This is a genomic window from Salinispora sp. H7-4 (assembly GCF_013416675.1).
Lineage (GTDB): Bacteria > Actinomycetota > Actinomycetes > Mycobacteriales > Micromonosporaceae > Micromonospora > Micromonospora vitiensis.
In genome coordinates, this window is record NZ_JABZED010000003.1 from 126,753 (window position 1) to 143,359 (window position 16,607).

General features: G+C 71.3%; 17 protein-coding genes and 1 tRNA gene. 8 read left to right on the forward strand and 10 right to left on the reverse strand.

The annotated features are described in order from the left end of the window. Positions 1 to 18: 18 nt before the first annotated feature. Both cobT and cobC read right to left on the reverse strand, forming a co-directional pair. On the reverse strand, positions 19 to 1,110 hold the full coding sequence (cobT, locus tag H0524_RS02490) for a nicotinate-nucleotide--dimethylbenzimidazole phosphoribosyltransferase (protein WP_180197593.1): 1,092 nt from the start codon (positions 1,108 to 1,110) through the stop codon (positions 19 to 21). Next, a complete protein-coding gene (gene cobC, locus H0524_RS02495; protein WP_255435756.1) occupies positions 1,110 to 2,246 on the reverse strand; it encodes an Rv2231c family pyridoxal phosphate-dependent protein CobC in 1,137 nt (378 codons plus the stop codon). The genes cobT and cobC overlap by 1 nt, the downstream gene beginning before the upstream one ends. 121 nt (positions 2,247 to 2,367) lie before the next feature. Here cobC and H0524_RS02500 point away from each other — a divergent pair, with 121 nt between their 5' ends. After that, positions 2,368 to 4,500, forward strand: coding sequence for a transglycosylase domain-containing protein (locus tag H0524_RS02500; protein WP_180197212.1), 2,133 nt, complete (start codon positions 2,368 to 2,370; stop codon positions 4,498 to 4,500). A gap of 79 nt (positions 4,501 to 4,579) precedes the next feature. After that, the gene (locus tag H0524_RS02505; RefSeq protein ID WP_180197213.1) at positions 4,580 to 5,398 is read left to right on the forward strand and encodes an SURF1 family protein; all 819 of its coding nucleotides are present in this window, start codon (positions 4,580 to 4,582) and stop codon (positions 5,396 to 5,398) included. A gap of 120 nt (positions 5,399 to 5,518) precedes the next feature. On the opposite strand, the gene H0524_RS02510 is transcribed toward H0524_RS02505, so the two are convergent. The 3 genes from H0524_RS02510 to H0524_RS02520 form a co-directional block, all read right to left on the reverse strand. Continuing rightward, positions 5,519 to 5,725 (reverse strand): hypothetical protein, encoded by a 207-nt coding sequence (locus H0524_RS02510; RefSeq protein WP_018216694.1) that lies wholly within the window; start codon positions 5,723 to 5,725, stop codon positions 5,519 to 5,521. 149 nt (positions 5,726 to 5,874) lie between these two features. Next, positions 5,875 to 7,221, reverse strand: a complete 1,347-nt coding sequence (locus tag H0524_RS02515) for a dipeptidase (RefSeq protein ID WP_180197595.1) — start codon at positions 7,219 to 7,221, stop codon at positions 5,875 to 5,877. After that, complete coding sequence (locus tag H0524_RS02520) at positions 7,208 to 7,888, reverse strand: uridine kinase (protein ID WP_180197214.1); 681 nt, start codon at positions 7,886 to 7,888, stop codon at positions 7,208 to 7,210. The genes H0524_RS02515 and H0524_RS02520 overlap by 14 nt, the downstream gene beginning before the upstream one ends. A 61-nt stretch (positions 7,889 to 7,949) precedes the next feature. Between H0524_RS02520 and H0524_RS02525 the strand changes: the two genes are divergently transcribed. Continuing rightward, on the forward strand, positions 7,950 to 8,426 hold the full coding sequence (locus tag H0524_RS02525; RefSeq protein ID WP_018727800.1) for a rhodanese-like domain-containing protein: 477 nt from the start codon (positions 7,950 to 7,952) through the stop codon (positions 8,424 to 8,426). 153 nt (positions 8,427 to 8,579) lie between these two features. Here the strand turns inward: H0524_RS02525 and H0524_RS02530 are convergent, their stop codons facing one another. From H0524_RS02530 to H0524_RS02540, 3 genes are all read right to left on the reverse strand, one after another. Continuing rightward, positions 8,580 to 10,133 (reverse strand): cobyric acid synthase, encoded by a 1,554-nt coding sequence (locus tag H0524_RS02530; protein ID WP_180197215.1) that lies wholly within the window; start codon positions 10,131 to 10,133, stop codon positions 8,580 to 8,582. Then, positions 10,130 to 11,131 carry a cobalamin biosynthesis protein gene (locus H0524_RS02535; RefSeq protein ID WP_180197216.1) on the reverse strand — a complete coding sequence of 334 codons (1,002 nt, stop codon included), beginning with the start codon at positions 11,129 to 11,131 and terminating at the stop codon, positions 10,130 to 10,132. Before H0524_RS02535 ends, H0524_RS02530 begins: the two co-directional genes overlap by 4 nt. Before the next feature lie 291 nt (positions 11,132 to 11,422). Then, positions 11,423 to 12,202, reverse strand: a complete 780-nt coding sequence (locus H0524_RS02540) for a single-stranded DNA-binding protein (protein ID WP_180197217.1) — start codon at positions 12,200 to 12,202, stop codon at positions 11,423 to 11,425. Positions 12,203 to 12,502: 300 nt separating this feature from the next. Here H0524_RS02540 and H0524_RS02545 point away from each other — a divergent pair, with 300 nt between their 5' ends. The 3 genes from H0524_RS02545 to H0524_RS02555 all read left to right on the forward strand — a co-directional run bounded on the left by H0524_RS02545 (position 12,503) and on the right by H0524_RS02555 (position 14,191). Then, a complete protein-coding gene (locus H0524_RS02545; RefSeq protein ID WP_180197218.1) occupies positions 12,503 to 12,892 on the forward strand; it encodes an HPF/RaiA family ribosome-associated protein in 390 nt (129 codons plus the stop codon). A 102-nt stretch (positions 12,893 to 12,994) separates the two neighbouring features. After that, positions 12,995 to 14,032: an alpha/beta hydrolase gene (locus tag H0524_RS02550; RefSeq protein ID WP_180197219.1), complete on the forward strand. Its 1,038-nt coding sequence runs from the start codon at positions 12,995 to 12,997 to the stop codon at positions 14,030 to 14,032. Between the two features lie 86 nt (positions 14,033 to 14,118). Continuing rightward, positions 14,119 to 14,191: transfer RNA gene (locus H0524_RS02555), tRNA-Arg, on the forward strand. 170 nt (positions 14,192 to 14,361) lie between these two features. Here the strand turns inward: H0524_RS02555 and H0524_RS02560 are convergent. Both H0524_RS02560 and H0524_RS02565 read right to left on the reverse strand, forming a co-directional pair. Further along, entirely contained in the window at positions 14,362 to 14,673 is a 312-nt protein-coding gene (locus tag H0524_RS02560; RefSeq protein WP_180197220.1) for a hypothetical protein, read from the reverse strand. Positions 14,674 to 15,005: 332 nt separating this feature from the next. Further along, complete coding sequence (locus H0524_RS02565; RefSeq protein ID WP_180197221.1) at positions 15,006 to 15,200, reverse strand: hypothetical protein; 195 nt, start codon at positions 15,198 to 15,200, stop codon at positions 15,006 to 15,008. Between the two features lie 419 nt (positions 15,201 to 15,619). Here H0524_RS02565 and H0524_RS02570 point away from each other — a divergent pair, with 419 nt between their 5' ends. Both H0524_RS02570 and H0524_RS02575 read left to right on the forward strand, forming a co-directional pair. After that, complete coding sequence (locus H0524_RS02570) at positions 15,620 to 16,426, forward strand: helix-turn-helix transcriptional regulator (RefSeq protein WP_180197222.1); 807 nt, start codon at positions 15,620 to 15,622, stop codon at positions 16,424 to 16,426. Then, positions 16,413 to 16,604, forward strand: a complete 192-nt coding sequence (locus H0524_RS02575; RefSeq protein ID WP_180197223.1) for a DUF397 domain-containing protein — start codon at positions 16,413 to 16,415, stop codon at positions 16,602 to 16,604. Before H0524_RS02570 ends, H0524_RS02575 begins: the two co-directional genes overlap by 14 nt. The last annotated feature ends 3 nt before the right edge of the window (positions 16,605 to 16,607 follow it).

A 16,607-nucleotide genomic window follows, 5' to 3' on the forward strand; every position in this document is an offset into this window, starting at 1 on the left:
GTCGGACGGGCAGTGCACTCATTTCTGCGCCACCCCCGCCGAGTCGAACGTGGCGACCTCGTGCAGCACGCGGACGGCACCCGTGACCACCGGCAGGGCCAGCAGCGCCCCGGTGCCCTCGCCGAGGCGCAGCCCGAGGTCGACCAGGGGGGTCAGCCCCAGCCGGCGCAACGCCACCGTGGCCCCCGGCTCGACCGATCGGTGGCCGGCCACCATCGCGCCGGTGGCGGCCGGGGCGAAGGCTGCGGCGGCCAGCGCGGCGGAGTCGGCGATGACGCCGTCGAGCAGCACCGGCACCCGGCGGGCGGCAGCGCCCAGAATCAGCCCGGCCAGGGCCGCGTGTTCCAGGCCACCGACCGCGGCGAGCACACCCAGTGGGTCCGTCGGGTCCGGCTGATGCCGGCGCAGCGCCGCCTGGACCACCTCGATCTTGCGCTGGTACGTCGGATCGTCCACTCCGGTGCCCCGACCGGTCACCGTGGCGGGGTCCGCCTCGGCGAAGACCGCGATCAGCGCGGCGGCCGGCGTGGTGTTGCCGATACCCATATCCCCGGTGAGCAGGATGGCGGCGCCGGCATCGATGAGTTCGCCGGCGACCCGAATGCCCGTCTCCACCGCGGCCCGGGCCTCCTCCCGGGTGAGGGCGGCGGTGACGGCCAGATCCCGGGTACCGCGCCGGACGTTCGCCTCGACCAGCCGGGGTCCGGTGCCGCCGGCCGGACCCGACCCGGACGGTACGGCCGCAACCGGCGTTGGCGGCGTGGCGACCCCGACGTCCACGACGGTGACCGCGGCGCCGGCCTGCCGGGCGAACGCGTTGACCACCGCCCCGCCGGCGAGGAAGTTACCGATCATCTGCCCGGTGACCTCCTGCGGCCAGGGCGTCACACCCTGGGCGTGCACCCCGTGGTCTCCGGCGAAGATCGCCACCGCGGCCGGCTCGGGCAGCGGCGGCGGGCAGGTGCCGGCCAGGCCGGCGAGCCGAATGGAGAGAACTTCGAGCGCCCCGAGGGAGCCCGCGGGTTTGGTCAGCCGTCGCTGCAGGTCAGCGGCGGCAGCCATCGCCTGTTCGTCGAGCGGTCCGATCGCCGCTCTCGTCGTCTCCAGCATCATCCCTCCAGAATCTCGGCCAGCACGGTGGTAAACGCATCGGTCGTCGCCGGATCGCGGACCGCGATCCGCAGCCAGTCCGGCCCCAGCCCGGGGAAGGTGTCGCCGCGGCGTACTGCCCAGCCTCGCTCCCGCAGGGCACGCCGTACCGCGTGGGCGCCCGGGTGGTGGACGAGGACGAAGGCGCTCGCCGGCCGGCCGACGACACGTACCCCCGGTAGGGCCGCCAGCCGGGCGAGGAGGTGGTCGCGGTCGGCGGCGAGGTCGGCGGCGATCTGGCGTTCAGCTCGCACCGCTTCGGGGCCGGCGCAGGCTGTCGCGGCAGCGAGGGCCGGACTGGAGACCGGCCACAGCGGCTGCACGGCGGCCAGGCGGTCCAGCAGTTCCACCGCACCGAGCAGGTATCCGACGCGTAGCCCGGCCAGCCCCCACGTCTTGGTGAGGCTCCGCACCACCAGCAGGCCGGGCAGGTCGGACCGGGCCGCAAGCGACTCCGGCTCGCCGGCTACTCCGGGCACGAGGGTGGTGTCGGCGAACGCCTCGTCCACCACGAGCACCCGGCCGGGCCGGGCGAGCGCGGCCAGGTCGGCGGCCGGGTGCAGCACCGAGGTCGGGTTCGTGGGGTTACCGATCAGGACCAGGTCGGCATCGGCCGGGACCTGGGCGGGGTCGAGCCGGAAGCCGTCGCCGGGGTCGAGCAGCACCCGTTCGACCCGGTGTCCGGCCGCACGCAGGGCCGCCTCCGGCTCGGTGAACTGCGGGTGCACCACCACCGGGCGGCGGACCCCCCGCAGCGCCTGGGCGATCAGCACGAATCCCTCGGCCGCTCCGGCGGTGAGCAGCACCTGCGCCGGTTCTCGACCGTGCCGGGCAGCGACGGCGGCCCGCGCCGCAGCCGGGTCCGGATACCGCGCCAGGTCACCGAGGGCCGCGGTGATCGGGTCGGCCAGCCAGTCCGGCATCGACGCCTGGCGCACGTTCACCGCGAGGTCGACCAGACCGGGTACGGCCTCGACATCGCCATGGTGACCAAGGTCGAGCTCCGGTGCCGCCGGGACGTCCGGTGGGTTGTCCACCGGGGCATCCGGCAGGTTGTCCGGCAGCGCGGCCGCTCCCCCGCTCGACTGCGTACGCATGACCGCGATCCTGCCGGGAAGGGGGCGCGTGGCACAGCTCATCGCGACGTGGGCCGCATCACGAACGACGGATTAATGAATATTTCTCTAGTACGAATCGGAAATGTCATAACTTGTCCCTGTGAGCAACCGTCCCCTTGCTGCCGCCGGTCGTCTCGTCCCACTTCTCCGCGCCGGGCTCATCGCCGGCATCGTCATCGCCGCCCTGGCCTACCCGATCGCCGCCGCAGCCGGCATCGGCGCCAAGGTCACGGCGCACGCGATGGAACACAAAACCAAGATCCTCAAAACGGCCCTGCCAGCCGAGACCTCGTACCTGTACGCGCCGGACGGCAAGACCGTCCTGACGATGTTCTACGAGGAGTACCGGCAGTACACCAAGCTCGCCGACGTGTCGCCGAACATCCAGCAGGCCGTCATCGCCGCCGAGGACGCCCGCTTCTACCAGCACAGCGGCGTCGACCCAAAGGGCATCGCCCGCGCCTTCGTGGCCAACGCCCGCTCCAGCGGCATCTCCCAGGGCGCCTCCACCATCACCATGCAGTACGTCCGGATGGCCCTGCGGGACAGCGCCACGACCCCGAAAGAGGTACAGGAGGCGACCCAGCAGACCAGCCTGCGCAAGATCCGGGAAATGCGGCTGGCCATGGACCTGGAGAAGGAGCTGACCAAGGAGCAGATCCTGGAGCGGTACCTCAACTCCGCGTACTTCGGGCATCGCGCCTACGGCATCTACGCCGCCAGCGAGATCTACTTCTCCAAGACCCCGAAGGACCTCTCCGTGATCGAGGCCGCCACCCTCGCCGGGCTGGTCAAGTCGCCATCCCGGTTCGACCCGGCCAGCTCCGACCAGAAGGAGGCGACCGCCCGCCGCAACTACATCCTGGACCGGATGACCGACCTCGGATACCTCTCACCGGACGCCGCCGCCAGCGCCAGGTCCGAACCGATCGAGCTGACCCTGAGCTACCCGTCCAACGACTGCGCCTCGGTGCCCCAGGAGTGGAACAGCTGGGGATTCATCTGCGACTACGTGAAGAACTGGTGGAGTGCGCAGCCCGCGTTCGGCGAGAACCGCCTGGAACGGATGGACAAGCTGCGTCGGGGCGGGTACCGGATCGTGCTCAGCGTGGACCCGAAGATTCAGGAGGCGGCGGAGAAGAACGTCGGCACGAAGGGGAGAACCGGCAGCCCGTACGCGAACGGCATCGTGGTCACGGAGCCCGGCACCGGGCGGCTCAAGGCCATGGCGGTGAACCGGACCTACTCCCTGAACCTGGACGGGAATCCGCTCAGCTCCAACCCGGAGGTCGGCCCGAAGGTCAAGGCCAGCTACCCGAACACGGTCGCACCCCTGCTTGGCGGCGGTGACCTCCCCGGCTACCAGGCAGGATCGACCTTCAAGATGTTCCCGCTGCTCGCCGCCCTCGATTCGGGTATGACCCTGAACACCACCTTCAACGCGCCGTACCGGTACCGGTCGGAGGTCTACAACGGCTGGGCCCCGTCGAACGCGAGCGGCGCCATGTCCGGTGTGCAGACCATGTGGTCCGGCTTCGGTAAATCGGTCAACACGTACTTTGTCTGGCTTGAGGAGCAGGTCGGGGCAGACCGGGCGGTACGCCTCGCCGAACAGCTGGGGCTGCGCTGGCGCACCGATGTGGACCGACACCACGCCGCGCCGGCGAACGCGAAGACCTGGGGTGCCTTCACCCTGGGGGTCTCCGACGCCACCCCGCTGGAGATGGCGAACGCCTACGGTGCCGTCGCCGCCGAGGGCCGCTACTGCGAGGCGATCCCGGTGCAGGCGATCTACAACCGGGACGGCGCCCCGGCGATCTTCCGTACCGCCGGCGGGATCGAGCGGGAGGTCGCCAAGCCCCGCTGTCGCCAGGTGGTCAGCGCCGACGCTGCCCGGGCCGCGACCGACGCCGCGCGGTGCCCCACCGGTGACTCCCCAGCCCGGGGCGGCTGCGGCGGCTGGTCAACGGCGGACAGTGTCCGCGGCACCGTGGGCCGCCCGGTGGCCGGCAAGACCGGTACCACCGACAGCACCCGGTCGGCCTGGTTCGTCGGTTTCACGCCCGAGCTGGCCGCGGCCAGCTTCATCTCCGACCCGGACAACCCCTTCAACGCCGTCGGTGACGGTCAGTCGCAGATTCCCATCCATGCGGTCGCGAACACCCTGCGCGACGCGCTTGAGGACCAACCGAGCCGCGACTTCACACCCCCCTCGGACGCCATCGTCGGCTGACCCTGGACGCCTACCTGGGCAGGGGGCAGCGGCCACCGGTGGTCGCACCGATCGACCCGCCACGCCTACGGGTAACCTCATGGCCGTGTACCGGTTCCTGCTGACGCCACGCTGGCTGGGCGCGCTCGCGCTGACCCTGGTAGCGGCGGTGATCATGGTGTTGCTCGCCGACTGGCAACTGGCCCGTTACCACGATCGCACCGCGATCAACGAACAGATCGACGCCGGCCAGCAGATGGACCCGGTGCCGCTGCCCGAGGCGGTAGCCGCCCCGACCGGGGAGACCGGCACCGTCGGGCCCGCCCCCGCCACCGAACGAACCTGGACGAAGGTCAACGCCACCGGACGGTACGACGCCGCGAACGTGATCCTGGTCCGGGGGCGCTCACTGGACCGTACGGTCGGCTTCGAGGTACTGACCCCGCTCCTGCTGACCGACGGCACGGCCGTGCTGGTCAACCGGGGCTGGATCCCGCCCGCACCGGGCGGGGACGCCACCGTCCAGCCGACCGTGCCCGCGACCCCCGCCGGCACGGTCACCGTGACCGGCCGCATCCGCGCCGGTGAGGGCGGTTCGCTCCCGGTCACCCGCCGCGACGGCAAACTGGAGACCCGCCGCGTCAGCCTGCCCAAACTGGCCGGGGAGCTGCCGTACCCGATCTACGGCGGGTATGTGCTGCTCGATCAGCAGACCCCCGCCGCCGACCCGACCTTCAAGACGGTCCCGGTCGGCTACACGAACAACTGGCAGAACTACGGGTACGTCGTACAGTGGTGGATCTTCGCCGGGATGACGCTGCTCGGCTTCGGCTACTTCGCCCGGCGGGAGGCCCAGCGACGGGCCGGCGTGGTGCGCGAACGTCCCACCGACCGGACCGCCGAAGCAACCTTGACCTGATCATCGGGTACGAAGCTGGCACGGCCGGGGAACCGCCTCGGTGCGCGTCCGCGCCGCCGCACCGGCGGGCGGCGCGCGCCGGCCGGCGGACACCGGGCGGCTGGCGCCGGCCGGCGGGCATCAGAACGAAACGGGCTCCTCGATGCGCAGGCCCCGGGCGCGCACCCCGTCAGCGACCCGGGCGAGCGTCGAATCGAGTGCGACCAGCGCGACAGAGAGCTGACCGAGCCGCTCCTTGAGTGACTCATCGGACCACGCGGAGACGTCAACATCTCCCAAAGCACTGACGGCGGCCTCCAGGCGGGCCATCACCTCGTTCGTACTCATGTACGAAGGCTATCCCAACCCGGTGACCGACACGCCGGAAACGCCCAGCCAGAACAGGACGTTATGATTCCGACACTCACGACGGCCGGGAACACGCCGACGGGATCCACCCACCGCCGACGCGCCCCGCCCGCAGACCGTGCTGGGGCTCAGTCCCGCCCGGCGGTGGCCACGTTACGCAGCAACAGCGCCTCGGCCAGGCACACCCGGGCGAACTCCCCCAGGTGCAGGCTCTCGTTCGGGCCGTGCGCCTGGGCGTACGGATCTTCCACCCCGGTCACCAGGATCGCGGCCTGCGGGAACATCTCCTGGAACGTGGCGATGAACGGGATCGAACCACCGACCCCGATATCCACCGGGTCGGTGCCATCCCAGGCGGTACGGAACGCGGAGCGAGCCGCGTCAAACATCGGGCCGGAGGCGTCGATGCGGCTCGGGTCGCCGTCGTGCTCCAGGGTGACCGACACCTGCGCGCCCCACGGAGCGTTCTTGCTCAGGTGCGCGCGAAGCGCCGCGTACGCCCGCTTGGGGTCATCACCCGGTGCCAGTCGCAGACTCAGCTTGGCCTTCGCGGCCGGGACCAGGGCGTTCGGCGCCTCCCCGGTGGCCGGGGCGTCGATGCCGAGTACCGCCAGGGCCGGCTTGGTCCAGAGCCGGTCCGTGATCTGATCGGTGCCGATGAACTGCACGCCCTGCGCCAGCCCCGCCTCGGCGCGGAAGCGGTCCTCCGGATAGTCCACCGCCGCACCGCCGCGGCTGACCAACCCGTCCACGGCCACGTTCCCAGCGTCGTCGTGCAGGGTGGCGAGCAGCCGGGCCAGCGCCGTCAGCCCGTCCGGCACCGGGCCGCCGTACATGCCGCTGTGTACGGCGTGCTCCAGCGTGCGGACCTCGACGAAGCAGTTCACGATCCCGCGCAGCGACGTGGTCAGCGCCGGCACACCGATGTCCCAGTTGGTGGAGTCGGCGATCACGATGACATCCGAGGCGATCTCGTCCCGGTACTCGGTGAGCAGCCCTTCCAGCGAGTCAGAGCCGTACTCCTCCTCACCCTCGATGAACAGCACGACGCCCACCGGCAGCGAGTCACCGAATGCCCGCAGCGCCGCGATGTGCGCCATGATGCCCGCCTTGTCGTCGGCGGCGCCACGGCCGTAGAGGCGGCCGTCCCGCTCCACCGGCTCGAACGGGTCCGACTCCCACAACGACCGGTCACCGACCGGCTGGACGTCGTGGTGGGCGTAGAGCAGCACGGTCGGGGCACCGGGCGGCGCCGCCTTCGTCCCGATCACGGCCGGCTGCCCGCCAGACCGGGCCAGCCGCACCTCAAGGCCGCAGTCCCGCAGCAACTCCGCGACCGCTGCCGCGGAACGCTCCACGTGAGTGTGGTCGAAGCCGTCGAACGCGATACTCGGGATCCGGACGAGGCGCTCGAGGTCCGCCCGGACGCCGGGCAGCTCCCGCTCGAGCGCGGCCCGCAGGTCAGACTCGGACATGATCGGTGTTGTCATGACCGGCATCGTATGCCGGCCTTACCGACCGGCCTCGCCGCAGGTAGTACCGGGCGCGGTCGTGGGGCAACACCGGCGCGCCGTCCACCACCAGGTCCGCCCGTCCGCAGGTGCCGTCGGCGGCGAAGTGGGCCCGCTCGCCCGCGTGCCAGCGACGCAGCTCCGGCAGAATCCCCGGGCCATCCCGGGTCACCGCGCGGGTGAGCCGCAGCTGCGCCGGGGCGGTCACGAACACGGCGAGGCTCAACTCCGGTGCCACCGCGGCACGCGCCGCACTCACCCCTTCCAGCAGCAGGACCGGCGACACCGGCACCGGCACCGGGCGGGGCAGGAACGACCGCCGGACCCAGCTGAACCGCCGGTACTCCCCCGCCCGCCCCGCCCGCACCGGCGCCAGCACCCACTCCTCCAGCCGGGACCAGAAGGTGAGCTGATCAGTCCAGCCGTCGAGCAGGTCGTCGGTGTGTATCACCACCGGGCGGGCCCGACCAGGCCCGGCGGCGAGCGCATCGGCGAGCCGCCCCGTGAACCAGCTCTTGCCCGCGCCGCTGGGTCCATCCACCGCCACCAGCCGGGTCTTTCCCAACCGCGCCGGCGCCGCACACACCCGCTCTGCCAGCCGGGCGTATGACTCCATCACCGCTACCGCCACGGCCTGACCGTATCCGGCGGCGGAGCCGCGCCACCTCGGTCCGTCGCCCGTTCGGGCGGTCGTGCCGCTGGCCGACGCCGTTCGACCGCGCGTGGCCGGGCGCGGGCGGCATGATCGGCTGGTGTCCCACAGCGTGATGAGTCCAGGCGTTGACGCCCTGTTGGAGCAGGCCCGCGCCGGAGTGCGCCGGCTGACCCCGCACCAGGCCGTCGAGGCGATCCGCGCCGGGGCGTTGCTGATCGACACCCGCACCGAACGGCAGCGGGCGGAGCAGGGTGAGCTGCCCGGTGCGATCGTCATCGAACGGGCGGTGCTGGAGTGGCGGCTGGACCCGGCCAGTACCTGGCGGATCCCGGAGGCCACCCGGTACGACCGGGAGGTCGTGGTGGCGTGCCGGGAGGGCTACAGCTCCAGCCTGGCGGTGGCGGGCCTACGCGCGTTGGGCCTACGTCGCGCCACCGACATCATCGGAGGGGTACAGGCCTGGCGGGAGGCGGGACTCCCACTCTCTGACCGGCCCGCCGACATCCGCGACTGACACCGGGACCGCCTCCCCGTTAGCCAGCGGGTGCCCAGCAGACGGCCGGCTCCCGTTAGCCAGCGGGTGCCCAGCAGACGGCCGGCTCCCGTTAGCCAGCCGGCGCCCGTCAGGCGGCTGCCCGCCCGGCGGCCCCCGTCAGCCGGCTGCCCGTCAGGTCGCCGGGTCCCCGTCGGGTGCGCCCGGCGGGATGAACGGCAGGCCGGGCGGCGGTCCGGTTTCGATCAGCCGCCACAGTGCGGCGGTGTCCAGGTGCTCCTCGACCAGATCCCCGAGCAGGTTCAGGGAACGTTCGCGGGCGCCGGCGAAGGAGGTGTCCGGGTCCGCCCGGAACCCGTGTCGCCCCGCTTGGCGGGCCACCTCGGTCAGGAAACGGCGGCGGAACCCGTCCGACTCGAACGCGCCATGCCAGTGGGTGCCGTACACCGCCCCGGCGATCGCGCCCTCACCGGTGCCGTCGGCGTACGTGAAGAGCGCGGCGAGCTCAGGGTCGGTGGCCGAGACGTACCCGTGGTGGATCTCGTAGCCGCGGACCGGAATGCCGTCCCACCCGGTGCCGGCCGACTGCCGGACCGTCTTGCTTCGGTCGAAGGTCACCTCGACCGGCAACAACCCCAGGCCGCCTACGCTGCCCTGCCCGCTCTCCACCGGGTCGTGGATGCGGCGGCCGAGCATCTGGAAGCCTCCACAGATGCCGAGCAGGGGCCGCCCGGCGGCGGCGTGGGCGAGCACGGCATCCGCGAGGCCGGTCTGGCGCAGCCAGGCCAGGTCCGCCACCGTTGCCTTGGAACCGGGCAGCACGACCAGGTCGGCGGCGGCGAGCTCGGCGGGCTCGACGGTGAGCCGCACCCGCACGCCCGGCTCGGTGGCGAGCGCCTCGACGTCGGTGGCGTTGCTGATCCGGGGCAGCCGGACCACGGCCACGTCCAGCCAGTCCTGGCCGTGGGGCGCGGCCGGACGGCCGAGTACCCGCCCGTACGCCAGCGAGTCCTCCGCGTCGAGCCAGAGGTCAAGCGACCAGGGCAGCACCCCGTAGGTGGGCCTTCCGGTGACCTGGCGCAGCATGTCCAGGCCCGGCGCCAACAGGCCCGGGTCGCCGCGGAACTTGTTGATGACGAACCCGGCGACCAACGCCTGGTCGGCTTGCTCCAGCAGGGCCACCGTGCCGAACATGGAGGCGAACACCCCGCCCCGGTCGATGTCCCCGACCACGATCGCGGGCAGCTCGGCGTGCCGTGCCAGCCCCATGTTGACGTAGTCCCCGGCCCGCAGGTTGATCTCCGCCGGGCTACCCGCCCCCTCGCAGATCACCACGTCGTAGGCCGCCCGCAGGTCAGCCAGGGCCGCGTACGCGGTTTCGGCGAGGCGGGGGCGAAGCTGCCGGAACGAGCCGGCGGTGAGGGTGTCGACCGCCTCGCCGAGCAGCACCACCTGGCTGCTCCGGTCGCTGCCCGGTTTGAGCAGCACCGGGTTGAACCGCAGCTCCGGGGCGAGGCCGCAGGCCGCTGCCTGCATCGCCTGCGCCCGGCCGATCTCACCGCCGCGCCCGTCCGGGCCGACCACCACCGCCGAGTTGTTGGACATGTTCTGCGCCTTGAACGGCGCCACCCGGACGCCCTGCCGGTGCAGCCAGCGGCAGATCCCGGCGGTGAGGACGCTCTTGCCGGCGTCCGAGGTGGTCCCGGTGACCAGCAGTCCGCCGCTCACCGTCGCCACCCGCCTGCGGCCCGTTGCCCGCCGCTGATCGCCCGGCGGCCCACGGCGGAGAGCAGACGCCCCACGGTCAACGGGTACGTCGCCGCGAGCCCGAGCGTGGCGAGCCCGACGGCGGCGGAGGCGCGGGCCACCCGAGGAAGGTGGCTCGCGTCTGGACGGGGTCCGTCGCCGAGGAACGGGCGTACCTCGACCCGGCCGGCGTAGACGTTGCGTCCGCCGAGCCGGACACCGAGCGCCCCGGCGACCGCCGCTTCGCACTGCCCGGCGTTGGGACTGGGGTGGTCGTTCCGGTCCCGGCGCCAGACCCGCCAGGCCCGCTCCCGGTCCCCTTGGACCAGCGGCGCCGCGGCGACCGTCAGCAGTCCGGTCAGCCGGGATGGAACGAGGTTGAGCAGGTCATCGAGGCGGGCCGCAGGGGTGCCGAAGCGCGCGTACCGGGAGGAGCGGTGGCCAACCATCGCGTCGAGGGTGTTTGCCGCCCGGTAGCCCAGCAGCCCGGGCAGGCCGGCGACCGCGCCCCAGAGCAACGGGGCGACGACAGCGTCGGAGGTGTTCTCGGCCACCGATTCGACGGCGGCGCGGGCCAGCTCCGGCTCGTCCAGCGTTGAGGGGTCCCGCCCGCAGAGGTGTCCCAGGCGTTGCCGGGCCGACGGCAGGTCACCATCGCCCAGCGCCGCACCGAGCACCGCTGCCTCCCGGCGCAACGTGCGCCCGCCGAGCACAGCCCAGGTGCCGGCAGCCACGACCGCGCCCCGCGCAAAGGGGCGCCCTCGGGTGGCGACCGTCGCCGCGGCACCGAGCGCCACCGGCACTCCCACCGCCAGCGCGGTGTAGGCCGCCCCGGCCGCCCGGTCCGGCCGGTAGATCCGCCGCTCCAGGGCACTCGCCGCACGGCCGAACCCGGCCACCGGGTGCCAGCGACGAGGGTCGCCGACCAGCGCGTCCACCGCGTATCCCGCGACGAGCCCCGCTACCGTCGCCTGCCGCACCGGCCATCACCTCCGGCCGGTCAGCGTAGCCGAGCCCCACGTCCGGCCCGCCCGACCGTCTCGCTCGCTCCCGCGGCGGCGGACCGAGCCGGGCGGCGATCCGGACGAAGATGGCACCGGGCGGGTGGCGGCCCGCCGGGCAGGCTGGGTGCCAGCCCGTGAACAGGTGGGGTGACAGCCCGGTGGACGCACGGGGTGACGGCTACGCCAGCCGGCACCCCGCCCCCGTCGCGCCCTTTCCCACCGGACCTTCGCCGGCCGGCACCAACCCCCGCCCGAGACTGGTCGCTGTCAAACGGACACTCGGCCGCGGTCCCGTCGGGCTCGGCTACCGCTGGGTGCCGGCTCTGCGCTCCGGCCGGCCGAATCGATCTGGCTGGCTCCGTCGATCGCCTCTGCTGGCCCAGGCGTGCTCTCGGCTGAGGGCGACTCGTCGGTCTGACCAGAACCAGCGTCGCCCCGGCCCGGGTCAGCAATCGGGGCGTCCAGGAGATCCACGTCAGCACCGGAAACGGGCAGGAGGTCGGGCAGCGCGGGCAGCTCGACCTCCTCGTCGACTGGCTGGTCAACCTGCTGGTTGGCGGGAGCAACCGATGCCGACCCGGTCTGCGCACCGGGCACCCGCAGTTCCGCTGTGGCATCCACCAAGGGATCGGCCGCCGTGGAATCGGCTGTGGGGTCCGCCGTTGCGCTGTTCGTGACCACCGGTCGGTTACGCAGAAACCGACCCCGGCCGCGGGAGAGGTCGTGCCCGACCGCGACGGCTTCCAGTTCGTAGTGGGTCCGGTGGCTGCCGGCATCGTCGGTCCAGTCCCGGGTGTGGAGCCGCCCCGAAACGATCACCGGGTCGCCGACCATCACCGAGGTCACGACCCCCTCGGCGAGCCGACGCCAGCAGTTGACCCGAAGGCGGAGGCTGTTGCCGTCAACCCAGCGACCGCTCTCGCGGTCGAGGCGGCGCGCGGTGGAGGCCACCTTGAAGTTGGCCACCAGGGTCTGGCTCTGGCTGGTGCGCCGCCACTCGGGTGCGGTCACCGCAGTGCCGATCACCGTGACGTGGGTGTCGAACATCGTCCCTCCCGGGTCAGGTTGTCATCGCGATTGCGCAAACCTGAGCCTGTCCGGCCCCGTCGGGCACCGCCATCGCACTGGGGTGAGCTGTGGACAACAGAGCAGGGTGTGGACAACGACCTGTTCAAAGGCCCGTGTGCTAGGGGCCTCTGGCCCTGGGACAGCAGCGGAGCGAGCAGCAGAATTGACCATGTTCCGGAACGGAAAAAACTGGGTACACCTGGATCAGAAAGAACGTAACCGGACGAAGGGGTCAGTGATCATGATAACGATCACCACCGGCACCGGCCAGGCGCAGTCATGAGCGGGGTCACCAACCCGGCCACCGTCAACGAGTGCCTCCGGGTGGGGGCCGGCTTCGCGCAGGGCGATCGGGCCTGGATCGCCGACCATTTCCACATGCTCGATGCCCGGCTCGCCAGCTTCCACGCCGACGCCACCGAGCTGGAGGTGTCGGTCAAGAACCGGGAGACGAAGGGGCAGAAGGTCACCCTGGAGTGCTGGATCGCCGGCCGGCAGAAGATCGTCACCACCTCGGCGGAGGAGGACCTGCAGGCGGCACTCAACGACGTCCGGGACGACCTCCGCCGCCGCCTCAACGACGCGAAGACCCGACAGGAACCCCGGCACAACAAGCACCTGCGCGACACCACCCCGCCGCCCAAGGCAGCACAGGACCCCGACGACTGACGGCCCGGACCGCCACCAGCTCGGAACGCACCCGGCCCTCCTCCCGCACCACGCCGGGAGGAGGGCTACCGTCCGGTAGCTGGCCGGCGTACCGTCGCAGTCGTGGAACCGGACGTGCTGGGGCCGCCCTACGAGCGGCACACAATCGACCTGGGCACCGACGACGAGGGGCCCGTGGTGGCGACCTTGGTGCGCCGCCGCGCCGAGCGGCCCACCAACCGTGCGGTGCTCTACGTGCACGGGTACGTCGACTACTTCTTCCAGACCCACGTCGCCGATCACTTCGCCGCCCAGGGCTGGGACTTCTACGCCCTGGACCTACGCAAGTACGGTCGCAGCCTGCTCCCGCACCAGACGGCGAACTTCTGCCTGGACCTCGGTGACTACTTCGCGGAGTTGGACGCCGCCGCAGAGATCATCAGATCGGATGACGGGCACGACACCGTGCTCGGCATGGGCCACTCCACCGGCGGCCTGATCGTCTCGCTCTGGGCGCACGCCCGGCGGGACACCGGTGTGGTTGACGGGCTCTTCCTCAACAGCCCCTTCTTCGACCTGAATCTCCCCTGGGTGCTGCGGCGCCCCGCAGCGGCGGCCGTCGCCCGTCTGGCGCACCGGTCACCCAAGCGCACCCTCGCCAACGGCCTCAGCACCGTCTACGGCGAGAGCCTGCACGCCAACCACCGCGGCGAGTGGAACTACGACCTCGCCTGGAAACCACTCGGCGGCTTCCCGATCCGGGCGGGCTGGCTGGCCGCGATCCGGCGGGGCCAGCAACAGCTCCACGCTGGGCTGAACATCCCGGCACCGACGCTCGTGGCCGCCTCGGCGCGCAGCTTCAAGGGGTTCAGGTGGCGGGAGGCGGCCGCCAGCGCCGACTCGGTGCTGGATGTGGAGCACATGGCGCGCTGGGCGCCCCGGCTCGGCCGGCACGTCACCCTACTCCGGGTCGACGGCGGCCTACACGACCTCACGCTCTCCGCGCCCACCGTCCGCGACAGGGTCCTGACGGAGGTCGGACGATGGGCCGACGGATTCCTCGGCGCCGGCAGAATCGACAGCGGACGCCCGACAGCGCAGGCGGCGCCACCGACGCCCCGCCAGGCCGCCGAGGCGAAGTCAAAGGCACCGCCAGCCTGATCGCCGCCAGGCGCCGGTCACCACCACCCGCTCCTCCGCCGACCGGGCCTGCGGCGGTACCCTTCTCGGGCACCACTCCGCGGCACGCGCCCGTAGCTCAGCGGATAGAGCAGGGGACTTCTAATCCCAAGGCCGCAGGTTCGAATCCTGCCGGGCGCACAGGCACTTCCTTTCCGCCGAACCGGCCTCCTGGGGCTATACGTGGTGCGGCTATTCGTGGTTGAAGATCGCCTCTCCCACCCAGCAAGCATGCCGCAGGTCGTACCGCCGCAGCCGGTCGAGGCCGGCCAGCTATCGGCGCAGCCAGGTAGCACGGTCGGGCGAAGCGGTCACCTTCGCCGGAAGAGGAGGTCTGCCCTCAGGGCCTCGTTGAGCTTGGGCTCTGCGGCCGTTCCCACCGACCAACCCTGTCGGTCGAAGGGAACTCCGGCACGCCGGAGAAGTAGGAACGCGCCGGCCAGCATGACCAGAGAAAGCCAAGCGTAGGAGAAAACCGCAGCTGCCAAGCTGATGTCATCAGCCAGGGCAACGACGGCGAACGGCACCAGCTGCGGCACGATGGCCAGCCGCCCCAACCACAAGCCTGATTGGTACGCCGGTCGCCGACGGATGACGGCCAATTCCTCGTCGCTCATCGTCACAGGCCGACGGTAGACGACTGCCGCAACGAGCGACCGGACCGGGGCAGGTACCTGACCAGCCCATCCGCGACCTGCTTAAATTCCCCGATGGCGGACATCGACAGGCTGTTGGCCGGATGAGGTCCGCCGCCTACCTGGCTACCGGGCGCGTCGAAACGGATGCGCCGAGGCGTAGCGCGGGCACTCCTTCGACGGGGCGCCCGTTGGGGGCGCATTTAGCGTGGGCATTCTGATGTTTCCCGGCCGGGTGGCCAAATGCGGCCAACAGTGCGGCATAGGGGCGCGAAGTTTAGCCCTCCTCCGGAGTTAGCCGGGAGATTCTTTCGACCTCGTCACCGGAGCACGCCGATTACGACAGCGGCAACAACGATCACCACCACCAGCACTGCCGTCAGTTTCTGCCGGGTGGTGAGTAGGCTCGGGTCCGGGGGGCGACTCGCTCGCACCCAGTGGCCGTCGGGCAGTGGGGGCGTCCCGGACGGGTCGCGGTTGGGGTGCAGCTCAGACGGTCTTCGGTCGTCGGTCATCACAGCCTCCGCAGCCCAGCAGGAACAGCTCGAAGCACGTCCTCGCGGACGTGAAAGACGTGCGCTCTCCCCACCGCACGCCCACCAGCCCCCATGCTCAGCAAACGCGGGAACCCGACTTCAGACACGGCCCGACCCTTTCGCTGCGGCAAATCTTGGCTCACTACTGTCGGCACAACGACACTCCCACATCTGAATGGATATTGGTAACGTCGCCCTCGCCTGAACTCCTTAAGCGAAGGGCGACCCCGACGGCGCCTCCGGCGGACTCAGATGCCCACCGACTGAGGATCTAACTCCAGGTTGTACGCCACAGCCCTGGGATTGCCAGGCGTGTGGGTCCGTTGGGCCGCGGTGGGCTAACGCCAGTCCGCCAGGTGGCGAGATGGGTAGTCGATCACCGAATTGAGGAGTGCTGAATGACCGATGTACCAGGGCCGATCGCCGACTTCATCGTGAGCGAGATTCGCCGGGCCAGGGGCGCGGCGGGTCTGACGCAGGAAGCCTTCGGGCGGGCGGCCGGATACACCGCCTCACACGTCATCTCCGTGGAGAACGGCAGCCGCGCGCTCACCATCGACTTCATCCGGGGGACCGACCGCGCGCTCAGGACCGGCGGGCTGTTCGAGCGGCTGGCCTCCAAGCTGGGTACCCCGTCCTGGTTCCTGCCGTGGCTGGACGCGGAGCGCAGCGCGACCCAACTTCGCTACTTCGAGCCGATCCTGATTCCCGGTCTGCTCCAGACGGAGCACTATGCCCGGAGGGTTCTCCGCGCCGACGACAGCCTCAGTGACAGTGAGGTCGAGCAGTTGACCGCCGCGCGGCTGGAGCGGCAGAAGATCCTGACCAACGATCACCCCCCGCAGCTCGTCGCGGTGCTGGACGAGGGGGCCCTGCGGCGCACCGGTGACAGCTTCAGCGGGATCATGGCACAGCAGATCGCCCATTTGATCTCCATGACCGAGTTGCCGCACGTACACGTGCTGATCGTCCCCGCCGCCACCGGCATCCACATCGGGTTGTCGGGGCCGTTCGCGCTGGCCCGATCGGCTGAGGGGCGGTGGATCGGCCACCTGGAAAATCAGCTTGGCGGCGAGGTGGTCGACAAAGACGACGGAGTGGCTAAGCTGCACATGATGTGGGAGAGCGTTCGCAATGAGGCTCTGCCGCGCAACCCGTCCGTCGACCTGTTGAAGGAAGTAGAGACCTACCATGGACCTCAATAGCGCCCGGTGGAAGAAGTCAACCCGTAGCGGTTCGAGCGGCGGCAACTGCGTCGAGGTCGCCGACAACCTGCCGGGAGTCGTCGGCGTCCGGGATTCCAAGGACCCGAGCGGCCCGGCGTTGGTGTTCGGGCCCACCGCGTGGCGTGCGTTTGTCGCGCAGCTCCCCGAGCAGTCCTGACCC

What these genes read in the sequence shown, in the direction of transcription:
- cobT (WP_180197593.1), bottom strand. Translation starts at nt 1,110, where the DNA reads ATGCTGGAGACGACGAGAGCGGCGATCGGACCGCTCGACGAACAGGCG.
- cobC (WP_255435756.1), bottom strand. Translation starts at nt 2,246, where the DNA reads ATGCGTACGCAGTCGAGCGGGGGAGCGGCCGCGCTGCCGGACAACCTG.
- H0524_RS02505 (WP_180197213.1), top strand. Translation starts at nt 4,580, where the DNA reads ATGGCCGTGTACCGGTTCCTGCTGACGCCACGCTGGCTGGGCGCGCTC.
- H0524_RS02510 (WP_018216694.1), bottom strand. Translation starts at nt 5,725, where the DNA reads ATGAGTACGAACGAGGTGATGGCCCGCCTGGAGGCCGCCGTCAGTGCT.
- H0524_RS02515 (WP_180197595.1), bottom strand. Translation starts at nt 7,221, where the DNA reads ATGTCCGAGTCTGACCTGCGGGCCGCGCTCGAGCGGGAGCTGCCCGGC.
- H0524_RS02540 (WP_180197217.1), bottom strand. Translation starts at nt 12,202, where the DNA reads ATGTTCGACACCCACGTCACGGTGATCGGCACTGCGGTGACCGCACCC.
- H0524_RS02545 (WP_180197218.1), top strand. Translation starts at nt 12,503, where the DNA reads ATGAGCGGGGTCACCAACCCGGCCACCGTCAACGAGTGCCTCCGGGTG.
- H0524_RS02565 (WP_180197221.1), bottom strand. Translation starts at nt 15,200, where the DNA reads ATGACCGACGACCGAAGACCGTCTGAGCTGCACCCCAACCGCGACCCG.
- H0524_RS02570 (WP_180197222.1), top strand. Translation starts at nt 15,620, where the DNA reads ATGACCGATGTACCAGGGCCGATCGCCGACTTCATCGTGAGCGAGATT.
- H0524_RS02575 (WP_180197223.1), top strand. Translation starts at nt 16,413, where the DNA reads ATGGACCTCAATAGCGCCCGGTGGAAGAAGTCAACCCGTAGCGGTTCG.